The 24,982-nt window shown below is 47.1% G+C and carries 12 protein-coding genes; 11 read left to right on the top strand and 1 reads right to left on the bottom strand.

Features of this window, described 5'->3' with window-relative positions; translation table 11 throughout:
- The first annotated feature begins 102 nt into the window (after window positions 1–102).
- The 8 genes from GON05_RS34760 to GON05_RS34725 all read left to right on the top strand — a co-directional run bounded on the left by GON05_RS34760 (window position 103) and on the right by GON05_RS34725 (window position 20,733).
- On the top strand, window positions 103–585 hold the full coding sequence (locus GON05_RS34760) for a CcdC protein domain-containing protein (RefSeq protein WP_157326093.1): 483 nt from the start codon (window positions 103–105) through the stop codon (window positions 583–585).
- A gap of 155 nt (window positions 586–740) precedes the next feature.
- Window positions 741–3,860, top strand: coding sequence for a hybrid sensor histidine kinase/response regulator (locus GON05_RS34755; protein WP_157326092.1), 3,120 nt, complete (start codon window positions 741–743; stop codon window positions 3,858–3,860).
- Entirely contained in the window at window positions 3,853–4,953 is a 1,101-nt protein-coding gene (locus tag GON05_RS34750) for a response regulator (RefSeq protein WP_157326091.1), read from the top strand. Before GON05_RS34755 ends, GON05_RS34750 begins: the two co-directional genes overlap by 8 nt.
- 225 nt (window positions 4,954–5,178) lie before the next feature.
- Window positions 5,179–10,965, top strand: a complete 5,787-nt coding sequence (locus GON05_RS34745) for an Ig-like domain repeat protein (RefSeq protein ID WP_157326090.1) — start codon at window positions 5,179–5,181, stop codon at window positions 10,963–10,965.
- 56 nt (window positions 10,966–11,021) lie between these two features.
- Complete coding sequence (locus tag GON05_RS34740; RefSeq protein WP_221435299.1) at window positions 11,022–18,059, top strand: S-layer homology domain-containing protein; 7,038 nt, start codon at window positions 11,022–11,024, stop codon at window positions 18,057–18,059.
- Window positions 18,060–18,146: 87 nt separating this feature from the next.
- Entirely contained in the window at window positions 18,147–18,506 is a 360-nt protein-coding gene (locus tag GON05_RS34735; protein ID WP_181646060.1) for a response regulator, read from the top strand.
- 72 nt (window positions 18,507–18,578) lie between these two features.
- Window positions 18,579–19,769, top strand: coding sequence for an MFS transporter (locus GON05_RS34730; RefSeq protein WP_157326088.1), 1,191 nt, complete (start codon window positions 18,579–18,581; stop codon window positions 19,767–19,769).
- Between the two features lie 58 nt (window positions 19,770–19,827).
- Window positions 19,828–20,733, top strand: a complete 906-nt coding sequence (locus GON05_RS34725) for an aminoglycoside phosphotransferase family protein (RefSeq protein ID WP_157326087.1) — start codon at window positions 19,828–19,830, stop codon at window positions 20,731–20,733.
- On the opposite strand, the gene GON05_RS34720 is transcribed toward GON05_RS34725, so the two are convergent.
- The gene (locus GON05_RS34720; protein WP_157326086.1) at window positions 20,712–21,617 is read right to left on the bottom strand and encodes a LysR family transcriptional regulator; all 906 of its coding nucleotides are present in this window, start codon (window positions 21,615–21,617) and stop codon (window positions 20,712–20,714) included. The two genes, GON05_RS34725 and GON05_RS34720, sit on opposite strands and share 22 nt — an antisense overlap.
- Window positions 21,618–21,745: 128 nt before the next feature.
- Between GON05_RS34720 and GON05_RS34715 the strand changes: the two genes are divergently transcribed.
- From GON05_RS34715 to GON05_RS34705, 3 genes are all read left to right on the top strand, one after another.
- Window positions 21,746–22,414, top strand: coding sequence for an O-methyltransferase (locus GON05_RS34715; RefSeq protein WP_157326085.1), 669 nt, complete (start codon window positions 21,746–21,748; stop codon window positions 22,412–22,414).
- 151 nt (window positions 22,415–22,565) lie between these two features.
- Window positions 22,566–23,465, top strand: coding sequence for a DMT family transporter (locus GON05_RS34710; RefSeq protein ID WP_157326084.1), 900 nt, complete (start codon window positions 22,566–22,568; stop codon window positions 23,463–23,465).
- Window positions 23,466–23,664: 199 nt separating this feature from the next.
- The gene (locus GON05_RS34705) at window positions 23,665–24,573 is read left to right on the top strand and encodes a hypothetical protein (RefSeq protein ID WP_157326083.1); all 909 of its coding nucleotides are present in this window, start codon (window positions 23,665–23,667) and stop codon (window positions 24,571–24,573) included.
- Window positions 24,574–24,982 lie beyond the last annotated feature (409 nt).

Here is a 24,982-nt window from a genome sequence, read left to right as displayed (position 1 = left end):
TATGACGATTGTCACCTCGAACCGATGACTTGATTCACTTCTGAAAAACTCCCTCAAAGGCGATAATGAAATCAATAAATCCTTTAAGGGAGTGTTCAAATTATGAATTCAACAGTATCGATGATGATTTCAGCTTTAATATTCTTTTTTATCCTGCGTGGACAATTAAGTGGAATGAATAAGCCGCTCAAAAAATCAGGAGTAACGCTGCTGCTGCCAATTTTATATATTTCAACTTCATTCACACAGTTGTTCGATCCATCGCTGCATATCCGTGAAGGGCAAGTCATTCTTGCACTTTTGATCGGTATGGTTGTCTCCATCCCCCTTATCTTAACGACTAACTTTGAAGTCCGGGACAATGGCAACACATTTATTAAGCGTAACAAAACGGTGTTCGTTCTGCTGATTGTGATCTTTGCATTACGTTTTCTAGCCGTGGCGACTATAAAATCAATTGATCCCAGTACATTGAGTTTTATGTGCAACCTCTTTACCTTTGGGTACATCGCGACTTGGCGCATCACGAGTTATGTGAAGTTCCGCGGCGTAAGCTCTTCAAAACAAGCGATGATAAATGTTTAAGTTCTTAGCGGCGCATCCCTGCGCTGCTTTTTTGCATTTATGGACATGTTTTATTTTTGACACTCTTTCTTGATAGCTTTGGCTTGTGAGTTTTTTGTGAGTATGAAATGATAGAATGACTCGAATTGTTGTTTTTAGAGAAAGAGGGAGTCTTCATGCACAAGCTTCGGCAGTTCATTGGTATCGCAATGGTTTTTTCTCTCTCTGTCTTTTTATTCATAGGCATTTATTCGCAGGCCACTCCGAATAAGGTTAATCAGCCTGCGAAACATGGCGTGTTGGATTTAAGGAACTGGGATCTTCATCAACAGGGGTTGACCTCTCTGGACGGAGAGTGGGAGTTCTACGAGGGGAAGCTCCTGGAACCGGGAGATTTTCGTAATGGACCTAGACCGGATGTAACCTATTTAACGGTACCTGGTACATGGAAGGGCAAAGATAACGAACAAGGAATGAGCCGGAAAGGGTTTGGAACCTATCGACTCAAGGTGTTTGTCCAAGGGAACGATGATGACATTTATGGGGTTAAATTAAGAAGTATCCGAATGTCGCATCGACTATACATTGACAGCCAATTGCAGGGGGAGAGCGGGCGGCCAGCTGAAAGCAAGGCCTTGCATGCACCAGGCAATACGCCTTACAGCGCATTTTTCCATACCGATGCCAAGGAAATTGAGTTCATCATCCAAGTGTCTAACTATGAATTTTTCACGGGGGGAATTGTCAATTCGATTCAATTCGGATCACACAAAGATATTGCGAGCTTGGATAATATATTAACGGGTAGCGATATGGTGGCTATTTTTGTTTTGGTGATGTTCGGAACGTACCATATCAGTTTCTATCTTCTGCGGAAGCAGGAGAAAACTTACTTGCTCAGTGGGTTATATTTGTTCTCGCTTTCTATTGTTCAATTACTTTTTGGCGAAAAGATTTTTCAACGGCTGCTGCCGAATATCCCTTTCGATATCGTCTATAAAGCGCTGGATGTAAGTCAATTCCTCAGCTCCCTTTTAAGTATTTTGTTTTTTTGCTCCCTAGACAAAAGGTTAATTCCGCGTCAAAAGATGATGTGGCTGCTCTCACCAATTCTACTTTATTTAGCTGTCATTATCGTACTGCCTTATTCGCTTTATAATGAAGTCAGATATGCATTTTTTGTCTACATCGGACTTGTTCCACTTTATATTCTTATAAGAATGGTCCAGTTATATGTGCGCAGTCAGCGTGGTGGCCACGATCGGAAAGAGATCTTGCTTTTCATCGCTGCAATCATCTCATTGTTCATTTTTTTGATAGATGGTTCGCTGTATGCGGAGAATGCGGTTGCTTCTGATCTTTTAAGTAAAGTAGGAGTTATTTGTTTCATTACCTTAATGAATATTTTACTGGCTGTACGGTTTAAAAACGCCTACGAAAAAAATGAGCTGCTGACGCACCAATTAGTCGTTTCCAACCAGCTGAAAGATGAGTTTTTGATGCACACCTCGCATGAGGTCAAAACGCCACTTCACGGGATTATGAATATTACCTCCTATTTACTTGATGATGATGAACATAATTTGTCAGCGAAGCAAAAGGAAAGTCTGTGGCTCATCAAGGATACATCGATCAAGCTTTCTATGCTGATGCGCGATTTGATCGATGTCTCTCGATTGAAGCAGGGTGAGCTGAGGCTGCAAATGGGCGTTGTAGATGTCAGGACTGTAACTCAGATTGTGTTTGATGTTTTGCAATTTGAACTAGCTGGTAAAATGGTGCGGTTGGATAATCAGGTTCCGCCGGATGTTTGGGTTGAAGCTGACGAGAATCGCTTACGCCAAGTTATGTACAATTTGATCCATAATTCTATCAAACATACATATACAGGAAGTATCACGCTTACAGTAACCGTTGTTGAGGGAATCGTTTATATTACAGTGGCAGATACCGGAACTGGCATTCCGAAAGATAAGCATACGAAAATATTCGAGTATTTTGATCACCTGGAGATGAGGTTGCCGGATGATGGGTACACGGGTATGGGGGTTGGTTTGTATATTAGTAGAAAGCTCGTCGAACGAATGGGGGGACGAATTGGAGTTGACTGGTCTGAGGTTGGTCAGGGAACACGTATGACCTTCTCATTGTCCAAGGCCGTGGAGAAAGCTCCTATCTACGAGCACACGAATGATGAATTGGAGGGGCAATCAGGTCGAGTCATTCCCAGACGCGATTCACTGGACATTTTGGAAGAGCATGCTTCTACGATAATGATTGTAGATGACGAAGCTTCCAATATCTACACATTGCTGAGCATTCTAAAAAGATACCGTTACAATGTGGTTACTGCGTTTTCAGCTAAAGAAGCTATAGCGAAAATGAAGGAGTATCCGCAGATTGATCTGGTCATTCTTGATGTCATGATGCCAGGTGTCTCGGGTATCGAGTTGTGCCGTATGCTGCGTACGCATCACTCCATTCTTGACCTTCCGATTTTGTTCGCCACAGCCAAGGATACGCTGCAAGACATCGCTCTTGGCTTCAGGGCAGGAGCAAACGATTATTTGACCAAACCGTTCGAAGCAGAAACGCTGCTTGCACGAATACATACGTTAATTGCTATGAAAACGTCAATCCAAGAGGCGATTATGAGCGAGCTCGCGTTTCATCAGGCTCAAATTAAGCCGCATTTTCTGTACAATGCGCTGAGCAGCGTCATTTCGTTTTGTTATACGGATGGGGAGAAAGCAGCCTATCTATTATCGAAGCTCAGCCAGTATTTACGCTATATTTTAGACATGGACCGCCATGAGTTGTACGTCAGTTTGGGACGGGAACTGGAATTGATTGACGCCTATGTTGAGATTGAGAAGGCGCGTTTCGGTGAGCGCTTTGATGTTAGATATTATGTCGATGACGATCTCAAGGATATATCGATTCCCTCCTTGTGTATTCAGCCTTTTATCGAAAATGCAATTCGTCATGGTTTGTTTGAAAAGGATGGGCATGGCACGGTAACATTATCCATTCAGGAGGGGGATCGCTATTTGCAGATAGCTGTTCAAGACGATGGCGTCGGGATTCATGATGATCTGCTTTACAGCATTGCCAGTGGCAGGTCACGTACCGGCGGAATCGGTATTGCGAACATCTGCAAACGGTTGGATGCGATTCCTGGCGCGACAGTAACTGTAAGCTCTGAGCTCGGACGCGGAACGAAAGTTGTGATGTATTTGCCACTAACATCTACGGAATTTGCGAATATGGAGGAAAGGGGGGCGAAGATTGTTTAAGGTTATCATTGTCGAAGATGAAAAGCCGATTCTCGAGCTTATGAAGGTTCTTATCGGTCGCAACGGGCACTTTGAGATTGTGGGGACTTTCAGCAATGGCGTGGAGGCGCTTAAAGGGCTGCAGGAACTGGAACCGGACATTGCCTTCCTGGATGTGGAAATGCCCAAGATGAACGGACTGGAACTCGCGCAGCGATTAAATGAACGATTAGAGCATACTCGCATTGTATTCACGACGGCGTATAAAGACTATGCTGTGGATGCATTTAAGGTTTATGCGTTTGATTATTTGCTAAAGCCGGTTACACCGGCTGCTATTGAACGTTTGACTAACAGGCTAATCAAACTTGCAGGTCCTGCTGCTGCAGAGGAGAAGAAAGAACGCCGCACGCTAGTACGATGTCTGGGTGGATTCGATGTTAGGAGTTCAGACGGCATGGTTGTCCGTTGGCCTACGAGAAAGACGGAAGAATTATTTGCCTATCTCCTGTGTCACTTGAAACAGGACATTAGTAAATGGCAGCTAGCGGATATGTTATGGCCGGAGATGCCGGAGGACAGAGGCTCTCATAATTTGCACAATACGATCTATCGTCTCAAAAAGCTGCTCAAAGAGCAAGAGATTGGCATGGACATCGTGAAAACGAATGAAGGTTATCTGCTTGATCCTCTGCAAGAAGGATTGGATTTAATGGAATTTCAAGATGCTGTGCGAGACGGTTTGCAGGATCTCGCACTAGCGGATCGTGCGTGCTCGCTGTATCGCGGACCTCTTTTGGAACGGAAGGATTATATCTGGAAATCTCAGCTGGAGGAAAGCTATGCCAAGCATTATACGGTGCTAATGAGAAGCTTGATTAAGCAAGAAATGGCCGTTGAGGCGTGGACCAAGGCAGAACAAAGGTTGGATGTGTATTTGTCATTATACCCGTTAAACGAAGAAATGCATCAATTACTAATGGATATCTATGTTTCTAGTGGCCGGCAGGAGCTGGCATTCAAACATTATACCAGCTTCGAATCGCTATACAGGCAAGAACTGGGTATCGAGCTGCCGAAAGCGATGAGAGACAGGGCATCCACGTATGTATAGAACGCAGGAATGGGGCTGTTCCGAGAGTAGAAGAATCTACTTCGGGACAGCTCTTTTTGTGCTTGGATGCTCCTCGCCACGCGGAGTGCACCACTTCGGTGATTTTATCAAGTTATGTCGAAAAGTTTGTGAGAATCTTGGGAGACGCGTGTGATAACATGCATGTCAATGAGTAATTTGTCATATTATGGGTCCTATTATCGAATGCCCAGGGAGGACTAGCGAATGAGACAGAAACGAATGAGAAGAAAAAAAGACAGGATGAAGAAAAAATATGCGTACCTCGTAGCGATGCTGGCAATGCTGGGTGCACACGCCGTGATGGTGAATAAGGCGGAAGCAAAGCCAGTGTGGGCAGATGATAATTTTCTTCAGTATGTGAATTATAGCAGTACCTTTTCTAAATTTTCGAATGAAAATGATGACTATGATGAAAGCAATTTGCAAGCGAATGGCTCCTATATCCCCAAGTTCCCCAATAACCTAACGTTAGGACCAAAAAGTACGGATTCCGATGAAGACGGTTATGCGCTCGGAGGATGGATTGCACCCTCAGATCTCCCGAGTTCACTCGTAGATCCTGCGAGAATGAATCAGTTGGAGTTTAAGGTGGACGCCTCCGTGCGAATTGATGACAATGACACAATGATTATCGTAACGAATGGAAACCAATACAAGCGCGCCAAGGATAACAACGATACTGGCATGGCCAAACTGTACGAAATGACTTCGGGATGGAATCCATTCCGAGCGAGCGGCAACAGCATTCAATTTGTGCTGGATGACGTCAATACACCACTTAGCCGATACGAGCGAATTAAAATGTCCTTGGCTGATGTGGTTGGCCCCGGCTTGCAATCTATTTCTGTATCGAATGCCGGCGATGGCAAGTTTCATCTCGGAGAGACGATAGAATTTGTCCTGCATTTTGATGAGCTGGTGAATATCGACACTTCCTTCGAGCTCCCAATGAATACAGGGAAAAAGGCTGTGTATTTCTCGGGTAATGGAACGAAAGACATCGTCTTTCACTACACGGTCGTAGCGGACGATATGACGCGAAGCGACATTGGCAAGCAGCCCTACAATCAGGGCAGATACCTTGGGATCGGCACCAGAGCACCAAGCGAGTGGGATCTCAATCAAGGCGGAGACGATAAGATTGGTGCGATACTCCCGCCGAATGTTAAGGATCTCTCGGATAACGAAATGCTGGGCAGTACGATGGGTAATCCTTACAACTGGAAAAGTAAATACGACGCTAATTACACTTTCACTGGCGGATCAAGTTACTATAACCAATTGGACAGCAGCAAGATCCAGGTAGACGGCATCGTACCGGTTATCCATGAAGTTCAAGTAACAACGTCTACAGGGACGAAATATATAAAAGCAGGAGACAAACTAACCGTTAAGCTTTTGCTGGATGATGTGGTTTCCGGAACAGATGGCTACATCACATTCAACAATGGCAAGAAAGCCCTGTATCAATCAGGCAGCGGTTCGAAGGTAGTCACCTACCAATACGTCGTTCAGCCTGAAGATGAAGGGAACGATCTGGCGTACTCCAATTTCATCGGACATCTAGGGATCACCGACGATTATGGCAACACACCGATGATACAGAATGGCTACAACCCTCCTTTATCGCTGGATGGCGTAGCGATCTGTGTCGATGCGAAGCTGCCGACTGTGTTATTTCAGTCTGCTACAGAAGGGACCACTCAGCGTCAACACACGGTTCAGTTGAACGTAATTGAGCAAGGCTCTGGTGTGAAAGGGGACGTACTCCAATATGCTTGGCTCCAATCTCCGGGCGAGCAGAATGTTACCTGGGTGACATACGGGATCATGGACGGCAAATTGCCTACCATCTCGAAGAGCAATGTGAATGGTGACTGGTATGTGGCGGTATTGCTGGAGGATCGTGCAGGCAATAGGAATCAGATCACGAGTCCAGCCATTCGTTTCGATAACATCCAGCCGGTGATTGCGATTACGCCTAACGGCAGTGGTAATCAGTTTCTGGGATCACTGACACCACAAGTGAACGTAACCGATGAGAACGCGGGTGTGGACGATGCCAAGCTGGAATACCAATGGGTGTACCACGATGATGAAGCCAATGAACTCGACTGGCTCCCCTTCCAGAATGGTCACCCTGTCCAAACACCGCAATTCCCTGGGCATGGCCGGTACACGTTGTATGTGCGCGCTAATGACAGGGCAGGAAATAAGTCGGAGGCCGTCACTTTGCCATTTTATTTGGACACGAAACCACCGGAAATAAATATGACGCCAGACGGCAATTTGACGGAGCAGCGTACGCAAAAAGCGCAGATTAGCGCAGTAGACGCGAATAGCAATTTAAAATCGTTGATGTACGGCTGGAGCCATGATGCCGATCCGAAAAATGCAACTTGGAAGGAGCTCGGCTCACGGCGCGAGGTCTCAACTGACGACGAAGAACAACGGATGGAAGGTGTATGGTTTCTGCATGTACGTGCGTCCGATATTTGGGGAAATGAGGCATTCCAGAGCCGTGCATTCTACGTTGATAACACACCGCCCGCTGTCGTATTTCAGTATGCGCCATCAGTGACAGCAACGGTCAAGGAAGCAGTGGCTACCGTGAGAGCAAAGGATGCCAATACGATCTCAGCGCTTTACTATCAATGGACTACATCAGAAACAAAACCTGGTATGGCGGACGCCAGCTGGCTTCATTTTGCAAACGGCTCGAAGCTTTCCAAAAATAATGTCGATGGCAATTGGTTTCTCCATATTAAAGCTGTTGATTCATTCGGCAACGAAAGCATCACCACATCAAGGGTATTTAAGCTAAGCCATTCAGCGCCGAAGAGTTCCGATTTCCAGTTGGATATGCCAACACAGACGAATGCTGATGAGGTCTTAATCCAAATAAGTGCCCCATCGAAAGAACCCTATACTTATCATATCGAAGACCAAAATCAGCATGAAATCCAAAGTGGTGAAATTACGGATGGATCAACTGCGTTAACGTTGGAGATGCCTGCAAATGAGGGGACATATACTTATTCGTTCAGTTTCGAAAATGAGGTTCATAACCGCAGCGATAAGATGTTTCGGTCCATTGTGGTAGATAAGACGCTTTCCGTGGCAGAAGTCGTTTATAGCGAGACGGCACAGACACGCAATCCTGTTACCGTCCAATTAACGAATCTCTACGATAATGAGACGCTTGCAAGCGAGCTCCAGCTGCCCGACGGTGAGACGCATACTTTTAAGGAAAACGGCAGTTACACGTTTAAAATTGTGGACAAGGCCGGCAATGAACGGATGATTCCTGTTCAGGTAACGAATATCGATAACGTTATGCCGAATATTCGAATCGCTGCCGGACAGGGGCAACAGCCGAGTCGAACTGTAGGTGCTGCTGTCTACGCTGAAGACAACCTGACCGCGAAAGGTGATATCCATCTCTTTGCACAATGGACCCCTACGGAGTCAGCGCCTGATTTGTCCGATGCCAATTGGAAAGCCATAGCGAATGAAGCGCTTATTACTGAAAGTGAGCTGGAATCCGGCGCATGGTTCCTGCATGTGAAAGCGGTCGATCAAGTCGGGAATACCGCTGTTCTAACAAGCGACAAGCTGATCGTTGACCGCAATGTCCCTTTCGCCACTATCGTTTATTCCACGGTAGAACCAACTGCCAATACAGTAACTGCACACGTTACATTTGATAAAGCTGGTGTTCGCATACTTAATACACCAGGGGGTATACCTTTTTATACGTTCAGTGCCAACGGTTTCTTCACTTTTGAATTTGAAGACGAAGCTGGCAATCGCAGCAGCGCCTTGGCGACCGTCGATCAAATTAATCCGGTCCTGCCGAAGGCTGACATTTCGTTTTCAACCACGGATATCACGAATCAAGATGTGTTGGTTACGATGGCAACGACCAATAACCGATTTACGTTAGCCGATTTCATGTTCGATGCGGGCATGGGCGAGCAGTTCGTAAGCAGTCAATCAGATGGCGCAGCGGTGACGGAATCCGTCTACAGCATTGCACAGAATGGCCTTATTTCATTTGTAATTAGAGATAGGAATGGGGAAGTGGCCGATCAGCCTGTGAAAGTGCCCGTGTGGAATATCGACAAAAAGACTCCGTCGGCAACGCTTCGTTACAGCAGCTCCAACTGGACAAGAAGCGGTGTTGGTATTTCGCTGCAGCTGGCAGACGAGTCGCCGACAGCCATTTTGAACAATCATGGCAGCAATACCTTCACATTGGAAGAAAACGGTCAGTTTACGTTCGAGTTTCAGGATGCAGCGGGGAACCGATCTTCCATCACAGCGGAAGTCACGCACATTGATAACGAGGCTCCGACGGCAAGTCTCTCATACAGTACGACGGAGGCAACGAACCAGCCGGTAACCGTGACGTTGCTAGCTGCCGACAACAGCGGTGCGCCTGTTACCATCATGAATAACGGTGGACAAGCCAGCTACACGTTTACAGAGAATGGCACGTTCTCTTTTATCATCCGGGATCAAGCGGGCAATGAGAGCGTAATTCCAGTTGAAGTTACGAACATTGATAAGAAGAAACCGACGGGCACTGTGGTCTACAGCACCAAAGCGTTGACCAATGAGGATGTGGTTGCCCAATTATTGGCGGTTGACGACCTCGGTGAACCTGTGACGGTCACTAGCGGAGGCGGCTCCCAGGTTACTTTTCAACAAAACGGCGTGTTCACCTTCACCTTCCAAGATCGAGCAGGCAATGAGGGCACTGTCGTTGCGGGCGTCAATTGGATCGACAAAACACCGCCACGTGGCACGATTACGGCTTCGGAAACGAATCCTACACAGCAGGATGTCGTGTTGACGTTGGATCTGCCGGAAGGCGGCGACATCATCAATCATGACGGTCAGCACACCATCGTGGCTACAGAAAACGGTGATTACACGTTCAAAGTGGCAGATGCGCTTGGCAATACGGCGGATATTACCTATCGGGTAGACAATATCGACCGTAGAGCACCGATCGGGCAAATCGTATACAACACGGACGGGCCAACGAACCAAGATGTCATCGCAACGGTGATTGCTGGGGAAGATTTCAAGGTGCTGAACAATCAGGGCAGCAAACAGGTTGTGTTTAAAGAGAACGGTGAGTTCGTGTTTGATCTGCAAGATGAAGCGGGAAATACCTCCTCGGTTAAAGCGACAGTGAATCGAATCGATAGAACTGTGCCTATGGTAACCATCAAATACAGCTCCACGAGATTGACTAATCAGAACGTAACGGCTTCAGTCTACAGCGAAGAGGGTGACAAACTGATTGCCATCAATAATGACGAGAAAACGAGTCTTGTTTTTAAAGAGAACGGCTCCTTCACTTTTATTGTCACGGATGAAGCCGGCAATCGCGTTCGTGCTCTCGCGAAGGTTCAGAACATTGACAAATCCCCGCCAATCATTAAATTTGCCAAGCCGTATATGATTTTTGAGCCTGGTGAAGAGATCGTTTTGAACGATTTTGAAGCTTATGATGACAGGGATGGCGCAATCGCACCGGATCGCGTCACTCTGAATCCACCGGAAGTGGATGCTTCGACAGGCGGGACGTACGTAGTCACTTATAGTACGACGGATGAGGCAGGCAACACGGCTGAGGTGAAACGCCCTGTCCAAGTGTTAACGCCGCAGGATTTCCTTGTTCTGGTGAACGGCAAGTTTGAGCCTAGCTCCCAGTATATGGTTGAAGGCAGTGAAGTGACTTTCAAAGTCGTTAACTTCATCGAGCAGTACAAGGCTGATTTCAAAAAAGGTGACGGCATGCTGAAAAGCGGGGATTTTAAGCAAAACGCGACGGTTCTGGAACATGACATAACAGATGAGCCAGTTGCCAAAGAAGTCAAGTTCACAGCCAAGCAGCCTGGATGGCATACGTTTTATTTTCAGGATTTGAATCGGCGAACGGCGGTTATCAACATTTATTTCCTTGGAGGTCAGTGAGTTAAGAAAGGAGCTTGGCTGTGTATAGATGGATAAGTTGTTTTATGGTCGCTTTAATGCTGTTTACGTTTTCGTTTGCTGAGCTAACCCATGCGGCAGTTGTAGGTGACCCTCCTTTAGAGTTGGACAATGGCATCGTGAAGATGGTCGTTGACAGCAAGGGTCACTACACGATTAAAACCGTCAAAGGCAATCCGTTGAGAAAAAGTGACGATGACAAGTGGTTGCTGTTCCAGGATAAAAGCCCGGATACGTCGTTCACGACGTTCCGAATTAATGATGAAGATTATATATTCGGTGAGGGCTACGGCTTAAGCTTAGCCAGAAAGGCTGCTTTGCAAGGCCGTCCCGAAATTCAAGGCAAAGCTATTGTGACGACCTGGGATGTCGACGGTGTGGAGATCAAGCAGAAGCTGGAGCTCATTATGGATAAAGACAATCCAAACTACGGCAATGTGTTCATTCAGTATGGCGTGACGAATCACTCTCAGACGTCGGTGCAAGTAGGCAGTCGGATCTTGCTCGATGTCATGACGGGGACGAATGATGGCGCAGGCATCAAGCTTGGCAATCTTTTTATCGATACAGAAAAGACATATACAGGCAGCGACGTGCCAAAAATTTGGCGCGCGAGCGACAATGAGTTTGCCCCAAGCGTAATCTCCTATGGTTTAACAAGCGGCTGGGGCAACAAAACGCCGGATGCGATGACGATCGGCCATTGGCAAGGTTTGTCCCAATCAACCTGGGAGTACGATGTGAAGCCTGATCGCAATTTTACAATCGAATCGGACTATGGAAAGAAGGATACGGCCGTCGCCTTTTATTGGAATCCGATTGCACTTCCGAGCGGAGAGCGGACGGTTTTTGAAACGTATTACGGCATCGGGGAAGTGCCGGATAAGGCATACTCTTACAACGTCCAGCTGTCCTCGATCAGCAAATTGAACGTAAATGAAACGTACGACGGGTACAAGGAAGAAGAGTTTGAGATTACGGCTTATGTGGAAAATAACCTGCCTAATTCCGCCGACGTGTACGATGCCACGGCCTCCATTTCTTTTGAGAAAGGGCTGCAGCTAGTCAAAGGCGAGGAGAGCACGAAGGTCAAACGTCTCCTTAAGGTAGGCGAGCAGCAGGCGTTTACATGGCGGGTGAGGGCACTGCCTCAGGATATTTACAAAATGGAGAAGTACCGTGTCGATGTTTATGACAGTCGGCAGATCGGGCCTGACGGTAAGGTGAACACCTCCGATATTTATTCGAGCAGCCGTTTTGTTTTGTTGCCGAGCGTAAATGGCGGCCCGCCGAAGACGCTGTACAATACCGTAAGCCCAGATAAGCTTTATTACAGCGGCAAACGTTCGTTCACGATCAAAGGAACGGGCTTTGAGATGTACAAAGACACCACCAAATGGAAGCTGCTGCTGCAGCATGCTGGCACGAAGCAGGAGTTGAAAATTCCATCTAACCAAATCTCTGTGTCGGATGATACGACGATTTTGGCAACCTTGGAAGATGAACTGCCAGTTGGAGAATACAACATTCTTATTGAACAGCAAGACAGCACGCGAACGCAATTGCCGTTCAAGCTGATGTTTACGAAGGATAAAACGTATATTTCCCGAAACTATGGCGTTCTCGCGGTTCTCAAAGATTACGAGCTGAAGGGATCGAGCAGCGATCCGATGTACTTTTACCGGGTGCTGCCGCTCAAAGACGAAGATCAATTGGAGAAGCTCAAGGCCCATCTTGCGGCTATGCCGAAGAACGGCGGTGCTGAGCGAAGCGTACTTCTTACCGTGAAAGGTGATATTCGCGAGGTGCGGACAACCACGGGCAAAGTGTCCAAATACTTGGTTTACTCCGCGAATAAAAAAGCCGTTATCAACGATATCATGACCTATAGCTCGCCGGTTCCGATGATTATTTCGGACAATAAGCAGCAGGTGCTGAACATCGATCCAACCTTTAATTTTGGGTTTAACTATGCGTTGATCCCATCATTTGATCCTGGGTTCCCATGGAATTTTGACACGATAGGTGGAGCACTTCCGCAAGGAACGGAGGTGAAGCCTGACACGAACGCTGATTTGGGTTTGCCGGAGTTTGGCTTCGATAAGACGTTTAAACCGGTAAATACGGGCTTTGATATCGATTATCCCTATCGTTCCGGGCAAGCCGGGTTGAACAAAGATCAATTGAATCAATTGAAAAATACATTCGTGTATATTCAAGGCCAAGGCCTGCTGGGCGTTAATGCCAAAAATGGCTTTGACTTCTGGTATGACAACTTTAACATTGCCCTGCAGGACGGTCAGGCTTACACCCTGGAAGGGGATCGTGAAGGGGCGAAAGACGAAACAATTGTCATTCAAATGAGCGGCGTTGGCAAGTTCCTGAACGTCATGCTCTCCGGGTTGCCGATCGATATTAACGAGCTCATTCTGGCTAACCGGGATGATAAAGATATGCTGTCCTTCGGAGCCAAGGTATCCCTACCGTTTCTTGGGGGCAAAAAAAGCGCAGATGGCGAGGAGTCGAAAGGGTCTCTCTCCATCGATGCGAAGGATATTCTCTTCTCCCTCAAGGGATACGAAGGACTAATTGCAGAAGGCGAGCTCTCTTTATCGAACTTTGGTATGGTGAAAGGGATTGAAGCTAATGTTGGCGTTGATACTTTTCATGGACACTACACCGTGGACGGATCTGCTGAAATCGGCGTTGTCAAAGCGGAGGTAAGCTTTGAAATTATGCGTGAACGCCAAAACGACACCTGGTATTTAAATAAGCTCATTCTGTCAGGCGAGGGCGATCCTGGTATCCCTGTTGTGCCTGGAAGCGTGTATGTGACCAAGCTGGGCGGCGGCGTTGAGAATCTTGCTGAGCTGACCAATCCGTATTACGGAGGGGCTGAAATTTTTACAGTGGTCGTGCTTAGCGACATCAGTGCGGTGAAAGTTTTCAAGGGTGAATTTGAAGGGAAATTCAATCGGAGAAAAATGCGCATTGACGGCAATCTGGACGTTGCATCCCTCCCGATTTTCAAAACAGCCTATTTGGAAGCTTCCTGGGATACAGGTACGGATGAGAGCTTCTATGTCACAGGGGGCGGTACCATCGATATTTTGGATGGGCTGATCGCAGGCGGAGGCAGTGTCTACATTTCTGACAAGCGGCTTGACGGTAGAGCTTATATTGAGCTGAAAATACCGCGTTCCGTTCCTTTTATTGGTGGTGAAACATTGGCGAAAGCCTCGGCGGGCATCAATAACGAAGAGATTTGGGCAGCGGCGCAAATCAATCTGCTTCTGGTTACCATTGAACTGACAGCAGATTATTATTGGTCAGGCGGTTTGGATGTTGGGGTTGGCATCGCTTCTTCCGATCCAGCCTACCTGCCTCGTCTAGGGCGTAACAAAGGCATTTATGCTATGCCAGTCCGCGACGGGAATCAGAGAGGTACAATGATGTACGGCACGAATATGCGGATCATCGGCAGCTCGAAGCCGATGTCGCTTCTGGCTTCGAGAGATGGGTGGACTCGCGATAACGAGGCACCTATTTACGGAACGGGAACTGCTCTTGCAGCAGATGACGATAAAAAGACGCATATGTTTACGTTAGGTGACTCGTCTAGCAGCTATTTAATCGAGATGGCTTATGAAGGCGATCTGCCTCAAGTAAATTTAACAAAACCTGACGGTACGCCAATTGATTTGGTGGAAAAAGGGAACTACTTCCTCCGTACCGATGAGGTTAACGGGGTTCAGAAGCATTACATGGTCATTGGTCTTGAAAAGCCTGCCAATGGCGTCTATACGCTTACTTCGGATCATGAAGTTGAAACGAAGCTGGCGCAAGTACTTCCAGTACCGAAGCTGACGAGCGCAAACGCAGAGCTTGAGGGCAGCAGCAAGTTGAAGCTGAGCTGGAGCGGCCAAAATTATAAAGAATCGGCGAACCCGGCAGAAGCGTCCAAGCTCATTATTTCCTTGTCGACCGAGAAGGAAAGTGTCGGCAGGGTGCTGGCTACGGTTGATCCAAAAACCAGTGAGCAGACACTAGACATTCCGGAGGATTTACAGACCGGTGATTATTATGTCCATTTCGGCTTATCGACGGAAAAAATGTCATACAGCGAGCAGGATTCACAGAAGCTGCACATCGTGAATCCGAAGGCACCGGCTGCCGTGTCTTCCGTGCAAGGCGCGAAGAACGGCAACGGCATGCTGCACGCAGCGTGGCCGGCAAGCTCGGATCCAGCGACCACAGGCTACAACATCGAAGTATTCGATACGGAAGGCAATGCGGTCGATAAATTTGGCGTCGCTTATGCTGACGCGAAGAACACGACGAAGGATGCGAACGGCAATTACAGCGTCATCATTGGCGGAACGTATCAAGGGCTTGCAGCCGATGGAAAGCCGCCTGAAATCCTAGGACTGGAGACAGGCAAGACCTATACAATTGGCATTACGCCAGTGCGGCAAGAAACCGACTTCCACGACAGCACGAAGCGTAAATCTTATTACGGGCCAACCACGGTCAGTGCTGAAGTAGAGCTGCCTAAGCCGAAACCTCCTGAGTTTACTGTTGGTGTCGCTGGCAAATCGACGGAGGGCGTCCTCATCAGCGATACGGAAGCTTATGACAGCGCTCAAGGGTTATCTTCACAGATGACGGGCGTTAAGGAACGCGACGTCAAGCTCATGTTGAGCGCTGAGGAGGATGTCACTGCGGACATTTACGTTGATTCTGTAAAATCAAGTAAACAGATGCACGGTGAATCGGATGAGTTGACCATTTATCAACTAACGGATGGCATTCATTATGTGGATTTGGTTGCCAAGAACAAAGACGGAGACATGGCCGTGAAGCGGGTGAAGTTCGTTGTTGATACCAAGGCGCCAGTGATCATGCTGGACAGTCCTGCGTCCGACTCGATGGCTCCGAACGGAATAGCCGAGATTAGAGGCAGAACGGAAGCAGGAGCCAGGGTCGTAATTGGCGGCCATGAAGTGACTGGGGATGAGCAAGGTCGTTTCCAAGCTTCCATTCCGCTGAGCAACCATTTCAAGCATGACATCACCGTCTCATCTACCGATGCCGTCGGGAATACGACAACTTCCCAATTGCAGGTGATTAACGGAGCCATCCAGCCGCTGAAGAAGGTACGCTTAACGCCGAGCATTGAGAAAATGAAGGCTGGAGAGAGCGTGCAGCTTCAACTTATAGGGATTCAGAATGATGCAGCAGGCAGCGAAATGAATATTGATCCCCAGTATGTGAAGTGGGAGTTCATGGAGGGTGAATCCATTGCCCACGTGGATACGGATGGAAGATTGACTGCAAAGCAGGACGGAGATATCGTTCTACTTGCCTCGTATCAAGTAACGGATACTTATGCGTTCCAAGATGCCGTTGTCATCAAGGTCGGTCAGGAATCGGATGTGAAACCGGTTAGTCGCGTGAAGTTGACACCTGATATACAGAAAATGTTCATCGGAGATTCCTTGAAACTAGACCTCATCGGTTTGAGGGATGATGATACAGCTGTTACACTCGACGACAGCCGTGTGACGTGGGAAATTACCAACGGAGCCTCTCTTGCGAGTATCGACCAAACGGGTACGTTGACGGCACTTGCGAAAGGCGACATCACGGTTCGTGCGTCCAACAGGCTTAGCAGCGGTTCGACGGTTCAAGATGTGATGAACATTCATATTGAAAGAGATCCGAAAACGATTCAGCTTAAAAGCGTAAATATATCACCGGATGCAGCTAAAATGATAGCAGGCGAATCGCTTCTCTTGAAGTTGACCGGTATCGATGACGAAGGGCTTGCAATGGCGCTTAATCCAGAGAAGATCAATTGGAAGCTAACCAAGGGCAGCGAGCTCGCTTTCATCGATTCATCTGGGAAGCTGACAGCACGGCAAGCAGGAAGTATCAGCATCCAGGCCACCTATACGCTGGATAATGGGACAACGCTTCAGGCTGAAAAGACGTTCACCATAGTGGAGCAAGAAAGTTCTTCTTCCGGAAATGGAGCGGGAAGTGGGACTGGGACTGGGAATCCAAAGCCAGTAGATCCCAACACGAAGGGAGCCGGCGAATTCGATCTCACTCCTGATACGGATTTGTTGAACAAACGTGTCGATGAAATTTCTATCTCTATTCACAAAGGTGCCGTTAATCAGGTTGATAAATTGCTGATTGGCAAAGTAGGCAACGTTGAGAAGTATCTATCATCAGATGAAAAGAAAAATAAACAACCGATTACTGGCATCTATGAGCTCGGACTTGCGAGTAAAAACAAGCAAATGAAACAACCCATAGAAGTGACGTTCCATTACGACGTTGAGCGTGCTCAGGATTCGAGCGGTTTAGCCGTGTACCGATTCAATGAGTATATGCAGAAATGGGAAGTTGTTCCGGGCAAAGTGGATCCTTTACTTCATGAGGTTACGGTACATGTTGATCGGTTGGGCAAATACGCCTTGTTCAACGTGAGCGCCCCCATCCAGTTCGTTGATATTTCGAAAGAAAGATGGTCGGCTTCGGGCATTTATGCACTCCAATCTTTAGGCATCATTGATGGTTTAATAGAGGGGAAAGACATGGTGTACCAACCGGAACGCAGTATTTCACGGGCGGAGTTCATCAAACTGCTTGCCTCTGCGAGGAAGCTGCCTATTCAAACTGGTAATCTAGAAAGCGAGTTTAAAGATTGGCATCAGGTTCCGGACTGGGCTAAGCCTTACATGTATACCTCCATCATTGAGAATATCCTAGGAGGTCGCCAAACGGAACAAGGTCTCGTCTTGGACAGCAACACACCAGTTACCCGAGCGGAAGCTGTCACGATTCTAGGCAGAGTGCTTGGGGGCAACAGCCAGACAGCAGCAGCTTCTGAAACGTTTGCAGATGCCAGTGACATACCGGACTTTGCAAAAAGCTATGTGGAGCAAGTTCGTCAACATGGATTAATGGATGGCTATGAAGACGGAACGTTTAGGCCGGGCAAAACGATGACGCGTGAAGAAACAGCGATATTGATTTACAGACTTATTCAGTTTTATGACAGGTAGGAGGCTGTATCGATAGGACAGATCGTTAAGATCTGTCCTCTTTTCAATTATGGAAGTTATTACTTTACTAATAAGGAGAGGTTTCATGTGAAAAATACGATTTTGATTGTAGATGATGCTGCATTTATGAGAGCAATGTTAAAAGATATGCTTTTAGCTTTGGACTATGTGGTTATAGGGGAGGGCCGAAACGGTCTTGAAGCTGTACAGTTATACAAAAGGCTCAAACCGGATTTGGTGACATTGGACATAACCATGCCTGAGATGGATGGAATCGCGGCGCTGAAGGAAATTAAACAATTGGATCCCCAGGCCAAAATCATCATGTGTTCTGCCATGGGTCAGCAGAAGCTGGTCGTTGATTCCATTCAAGCAGGCGCAAAGGACTTCCTCGTCAAGCCTTTTAATAAAGATAGGATTGCTGACACTTTGGAAAAGTTATTTTAGGCAGGAAATCAATTTGCCCTAATCGAATCTGTAGTGGATGTCCATGAACACTCGAGAAGGCGGATGAAAGGGATGCAGATTAGCGGTCAGATGAAACGGTTGCTGCTCATGAATGCAGCATCAACAGTCATATTTAACTACATTGGTATTTTCGTCAATTTATTCATTTGGGAGAAGAACAACAATATCTCTGAGGTGGTATGGTTCAACCTCATTATGTTTATCACATGGACGTTCGCGTTTGCGGTGGGTTCCAGATTGTTAACCAGTTACACGACACGTGTGTTGATTCGCACGAATGCGGTCTGCGGCGGAGTCGTTTTTCTGCTTTTATCCGTGCTGGAGCTGGAAAATAGGCTTTTATGGATCACAATCATCGCCATTCCCATCGGCGTCATGTGGGGATTTTATGCCGCAGCGCAAAATATTACCTTAAGTGTGTACGGAAAAGGGAAGGATTTCGAGCAGTATTTTTCAATCGCCAATATCATTAATCAGCTCGTATCGATTATTAATCCGATTGCCTTTGCGCTCATTATCAAATGGATTGGATACTCAGGGTCCTTTTTACTGATGTTCGTGTTCGTGGGCTTGTTATTGACCGTTTCGTTTTATATTCCTACCATCACCCTCGCTGGTGAATCTGTGCCATTATTTCGCGGCATCCAATTTCGGCTCGTATTTGCGACCAGTGCGCTGCGATGGATGGTTCCGTCTTTGCTGGCGGCGGGCATATTTTTGCAATTTCAGGTGCTGTTTGCGTTGGTGTTTACGTTTTCGGTCTCGGAGGATAAATTGGTCATCGCCATGCTTAATGTGCTTTATGCCTGCTTTGCCATCGGGGCTATGATGTTGTATAGAAGACTGAAGACGCGTGAAGGGGTATGGCTGGCCATCGGAATGATTTTCGTGTCAGTGGGCATTCTTCTGCCGCTGCTGCCGAAAGCTCCCATCCTTATCATTTCCAATATTTTAACGACTATCGGAATGTTTTATTTCGGGACGGTGTGGAACACGAGACAATTCCGAATTATTGCCAAGCAAACGGCCCTGCAGCAAGCTCGAATTTTCTTATGGCGTGAATGCTTTTTGAATGCTTCGAGGATACTGTTGCTCATACTGGCTTTATCGGTAAAAGATATCCGCGGAGGAGCGTTTATCTTCTTAATTATGCTGGCGCTTGCCTGCGCACTCATGGTTCCGTACTTCTCAGGGAAGAGCACGGAAGCTTTCGAGCGGCAGACAGAGCAAGAGGAGAATTAGGCATTAAACGCGAGGGACCGAATGGTTCCGAACCGAATAATTGGGAGGTTTTGTTCAAATGAGCCACGCAAACGATCTTGTGATTGATGCAGCACTTGTGAAAAGCTTAATTTCCACACAATTTCCACAGTGGGCAGAGCTTCCGATGGAGCAGGTCATTTCCGGCGGGACGGACAATGTGATCTATCGGCTCGGCACGGATATGGCCGTGAGATTGCCGCGGGCGGAATGGGCGGTCGGGCAGGTGGAGAAGGAGCAGAAATGGCTGCCACAACTGGCTGCGCTGCTGCCGATTCCTATTCATGCTCCGATAGCTTTTGGGGCGCCGACTGAAGGCTACCCCCGGAAGTGGTCTGTGTATCGCTGGTTGGAAGGGGAGAACGCGACGGTCAGACAAGTGGAAGATCAAAACCAAGCAGCTAACGCACTGGCTCAGTTCGTAACCGCCATGCAGCGGATTGATTCCGATGGAGGACCTCCGCCAGGCGCACATAACTCGGGTCGTGGCGAACCTCTGGTGAAGCGGGATGCAGCTGTTCGTGCTGCTATCATAACCCTGCATGATATTGTGGATACTCACGCAGCAACCGCTGTGTGGGAGGCAGCCCAGCAGGCCCCGGTGTGGCAAAGCAAGCCGGTTTGGATTCACGGTGATCTCCACCCAGGGAACCTGCTGATCGAAGATGGCCGGCTAAGCGCTGTTATTGACTTTGGAACTCTGGGCGTGGGAGATCCTTCGTGCGACCTCATGGTCGCGTGGACATTTCTTGCTGCTCAAGGCCGCGAACGCTTCCGCGCAGCCCTGCCTATCGATGATGCAGCTTGGTTACGCGGGAGCGGGTGGGCACTTTCTTTCGGCTTAATCGCGCTAGCCTATTATTTAGAAACGAATCTTGTCCTCGCAGAGATTTCTCGGCGCACAATCAATGAAGTGCTCGCTGATTACAAGAACGGCTTGTTATAAGGATTTTGACGGATCATCTGAATGAGATTGTTTGTTGAAGCAGATAAGGGTTCATTTTTACGTGTACAAATGGCGATTGTATTCTTGAGTTGGATTCCTTCAACATACACGCGGGACAGCTCTCCACGATTTACATATTCGCGTACAACGAGGGAAGACACGAAGTTAGCGCCATACCCGGCAATCACGGCAGTAATCGCTTCATGGAGTCCGTTAAATTGCAAAGAAATGGCGGGAACGGCTGAATGATAGGTGCGGCACAAAGACAGCAGTCTCTCGCGAGTTGAACTGCCTTCTTCACGCATGACAAAAGGTTCTTTCATCATTTCGGATAGAGAGACCTGCTGATTGGCATATTTGTGATTAGGAGCCACGACAAACCATAACTCGTCCTGAAACAATTCCTCTGTCAGAATGGTGTCCGGGTAGGTCTCGGCTATGCCCCCATAAATGGCGATATCAACTTCTACATTTAGCAGCTGGTTTAAGGCACCGCTGGAATTGGTCGTGTTGATCATCATTTCAACTTGTTCATATTGCTGCTTAAACTTTGCGATCCAAGTTGGAATGAGGAAATGAGCGGGCAAGTAGGTAGCGGCTAGCCGAATACTTCCGGTTGTGCCGCTGCGGTAATTGTGAGCGAATTGTTCAATTTGCTGCTCGACCGCAAAAAGCCTTTTTGCAAGTAAAGCAAGTTCTTCACCGGCATCCGTTAGCGTTACCCCTCTTCCCAGAGGTTTCAGCAGGAGAAGCTGCAGCTCCTTTTCGAATTTTTTGATCTGTGCAGTAATGGCGGGTTGGCTTATATTTAACAATTCGGAAGCGCGTGTCACACTACCGCTGGTTGCAACTGTATGAAATAAGCGTAAGGCATGTAAATTCATTAGAAGGCTCCCTTTGTTTCTGATTTATACATTATATATATGATTCTAACATAAAGATATATTATTTATATGATTAGATTCGGCTTATAATGAAGCCAGAAGGTAAATAGCAAAGAGGAGTGATAACGATGAATGCAACTAATACATGGGAAAAAGTAGATCAGTATATTAAAGAACGGTTGATTCCACATGATATTGTTTTGGAAAATGCCTTGGCCGCGAATCAGCTTGCAGGGCTGCCCGCATATGATGTTTCACCTACACAAGGTAAGTTTTTAAATTTGTTGATTCAAATGAAAGGCGCTAAACGGATCTTGGAGATTGGCACATTAGGCGGATATAGTACCATTTGGATGGGGAGGGCATTACCATCAGACGGAAAGTTAGTTACACTGGAACTGGATCCGATTCATGCTCGAGTGGCGAGTGAAAACATATCCCATGCTCAGTTGAGTGAACTTGTCGAGCTTCGTGTAGGAGACGCACTAGAACAATTAGCTCAGTTGGACAATGAAGGTGTTGAGCCTTTTGATCTGATATTTATAGATGCTGACAAACCCAATAATCCTCATTATTTAAAATGGGCGCTGCATTTTTCACATCCTGGAACGGTGGTTATTGGAGATAATGTCATCCGTGATGGCGAGGTCATCAATGAGGAAAGTCAAGATCCCCGTGTTCAGGGAGTAAGGCAATTCTATGATCTGCTGGCGGATGAACCGAGGATCTCGGCAACGGCCATTCAGACGGTTGGCAGTAAAGGATATGATGGTTTTGTATTAGGCATTGTAAAATGATGAAACCGGACATGGGATTTTCCATGTCCGGCTTTCTCGTTTATGGGAGGAATTCCAGGAGTCCGGGCGAATATCTTTTTAATGATCTGTTTGCTGTCACTGTCAGGCAAATCATCAAATTTGATTTAGAGGTTAAGGAGATTTCAGAGAGATGCCAGAACGTAATGTTTTATGGAAGCTTTGGGGAGTATCGCTGCTATGGGGCTTCAACTATGTTGCAAGCGCCTATTTGCTGCGAGATTTCTCGCCTATTTTTTTATCATTCGCCCGACTCGTTGTCATGTCACTGTTTTTAATTTCTGTAGCGGTCATTAACAAATCCATCAGACGCCCAACCTCGCGGGAGTGGGGACTTCTATTGTTTGCCGGTATTTTTGGGACTTTATTCAACCAATTGTTTTACTTTACAGGGCTGCAGCACTCAACAGCGGGCAATGCAGCGCTCATTATTGCGCTTTCTCCCATAGCTACACTGCTGTTATCGCGCTTGTTTCTGAAAGAAGAAGTCACATGGCTGAAGCTTTGCGGATCTGTCGTAGCTTTAGTTGGCGTTGTATGTATAGTCCTCTACGGAGGAAAGACACTCGGTATTTCAAAAGGCGATGTATATTTGCTGCTCGCTATGCTGGGTATGTCGATCAGCTTGTTGTTCATTCGCAGATTAACTAATGGGATGAGTTCCTACGAAGTAACGATATATTCAACGGTTATTGGGACTATTTTAATGTCACCTGCGGTAGGAGTTGAAGCGCTTCAAGGTCATCTTCACGCGAGCCATCACTTGCTGACTTGGTTATTGCTGATTGGCGTAGCCGTCATCGGCCAAGGGGTGGCTGGCTTTTGGTGGAACCAGGGCATCGCCGTCGTCGGGCCGTCTACTAGCGCAATGTTTATGAATATCCCGCCATTTATCGCGATCATCGTGAGTTTCTTCTTATTGGGCGATCCGATTCGAGCGGCCCAAGTAGGCGGAGGCATCCTGATTCTGGCTGGTGTGATGATAGCCAATATGAAACGCCGTCAGCCCAGGGAAATAGGAGCGGGAATTTAGCAAATAAGCAAGCAGGTGCCAGTCGGGTATCTGCTTGTTTTTGTTTGAGATAAACTATTTCTTGGGAAATAATTCATAAATTCTTGTACGCAAAGGTAAACAGATTTCGACACTCCTATTTCGACTGTAAATGCAACTCTATCAATCTAGAATACTATTAAAAGCATTTTATCCTTGGAAATAGTGAGGAGATGGCGATATGGTAAATTTAGATTTAGAGTTGGTATACAGTCCAAAACAGGTGCATGAGCATCTCCGGGTAAGCGATTCCAGTTTACGCAAATATGCGATGGCGCTTGAAGCGAGAGGCTATAAGTTTCGTAAAGAAGATAATGGCAATCGGATTTTCACGCAACATGACATCGATATTTTTGAAATCCTGAAACAACGGCTGGATGCTGGTCAAAGCATGAAGACTGCGGCAAGCTCAACGATGAACCATGTTCGCAAGAACGTCCCAAGAACGCTACCCGTTCCTGTGGCGCCAGCGGTTTCCCCAGCTGCTCCTCAAGCATCCCAAGCGGTAACTGAGCGTTCTCCAGACGTCTTCAAACAGAAGTTTGAGGAGGGTTTTGCGATACTGCTGGAAGACCGCATCCATACCGCGATGAAACCGCTCATCGAAGGCGTCACTCAGTTAAGCGGTCTTGTAGCGGATCTGACCAGCCAGAATAAACAGCTGCTAAGCCAAAATCAAGAGCTAAGAACTATGCTTCCAGCTCCTCGGGACGTAGAGGAAGAGAAGCGTCAGCAGCGAGAGCTCGTAGATGAAGTGAAGGTGCTGCATGAAAAACAAAAGAAGCTAGAGCAGCAGCATTATGAAGAACTGAAGCGTCAGAATGAGGAAATTCAAAAACTGATTCCGCCAGCGCCAGATCTCGATAAAGAACGCAGCGAAAGAACCAATGAGTACCTCACCATCCGCAGAATCAATTTGGCACTTGAGAAGGAAGCCTTCGAGCATTGGAATCGTAAGCCGGAACATGAACGGATTCGAAAGATTGGCTTATTCAAGAAAGAAGAAAATATTGAAGTGCGTAACCAGTTCATAAAATCCTATATGGATGAATATTTTGAAGATCGGTTGCGCGGAGAATTTGCGCAATAAGAGAAGGAAGCAAGCTAATTCTTTGAGTGAGAGAGCTCATGGAATTAGCTTGCTTTTTTCTTTCGTGCCCCGCCAGTCCGCTTCCCGTGCCGGCCAGGGGATTTACCTGGCGCACCAACTCGACAGCCAACTCTAACGGACTCCACAGACGTTAACAGCGTGAATATCGCCCTGTTTCACATCTAACGGACACAGGAAGCGTTATTTGCCGATTTTGAGACGAAATCACGGTAGAAACAAGCAAATAGCTGCGCTGGAGTCCGTTAGATTTTCGAAACGGCTATATTACGCCGAATAAGAGCGTCTGAGTCCGTTAGAAAGTCGGGGAGCGCTGCCAAGCGTTGCCCCGCCATGCAGGGTGTGCGAATGCGCCTACATTTCGCTTTATTAAGAATTTGTAATTGACCGC

It is taken from the genome of Paenibacillus anseongensis (assembly GCF_009757995.1).
GTDB classification, from domain to species: Bacteria; Bacillota; Bacilli; order Paenibacillales; family NBRC-103111; genus Paenibacillus_E; species Paenibacillus_E chondroitinus.
This window is presented reverse-complemented; position numbering and strand designations above follow the sequence as displayed.

Coding starts and splice junctions, on each gene's coding strand:
- GON05_RS34720 (WP_157326086.1), bottom strand. CDS start 21,617: ATGAATTTACATGCCTTACGCTTATTTCATACAGTTGCAACCAGCGGT.
- GON05_RS34740 (WP_221435299.1), top strand. CDS start 11,022: ATGCTGTTTACGTTTTCGTTTGCTGAGCTAACCCATGCGGCAGTTGTA.
- GON05_RS34755 (WP_157326092.1), top strand. CDS start 741: ATGCACAAGCTTCGGCAGTTCATTGGTATCGCAATGGTTTTTTCTCTC.
- GON05_RS34705 (WP_157326083.1), top strand. CDS start 23,665: ATGGTAAATTTAGATTTAGAGTTGGTATACAGTCCAAAACAGGTGCAT.
- GON05_RS34715 (WP_157326085.1), top strand. CDS start 21,746: ATGAATGCAACTAATACATGGGAAAAAGTAGATCAGTATATTAAAGAA.
- GON05_RS34725 (WP_157326087.1), top strand. CDS start 19,828: ATGAGCCACGCAAACGATCTTGTGATTGATGCAGCACTTGTGAAAAGC.
- GON05_RS34745 (WP_157326090.1), top strand. CDS start 5,179: ATGAGACAGAAACGAATGAGAAGAAAAAAAGACAGGATGAAGAAAAAA.
- GON05_RS34710 (WP_157326084.1), top strand. CDS start 22,566: ATGCCAGAACGTAATGTTTTATGGAAGCTTTGGGGAGTATCGCTGCTA.
- GON05_RS34730 (WP_157326088.1), top strand. CDS start 18,579: ATGCAGATTAGCGGTCAGATGAAACGGTTGCTGCTCATGAATGCAGCA.
- GON05_RS34760 (WP_157326093.1), top strand. CDS start 103: ATGAATTCAACAGTATCGATGATGATTTCAGCTTTAATATTCTTTTTT.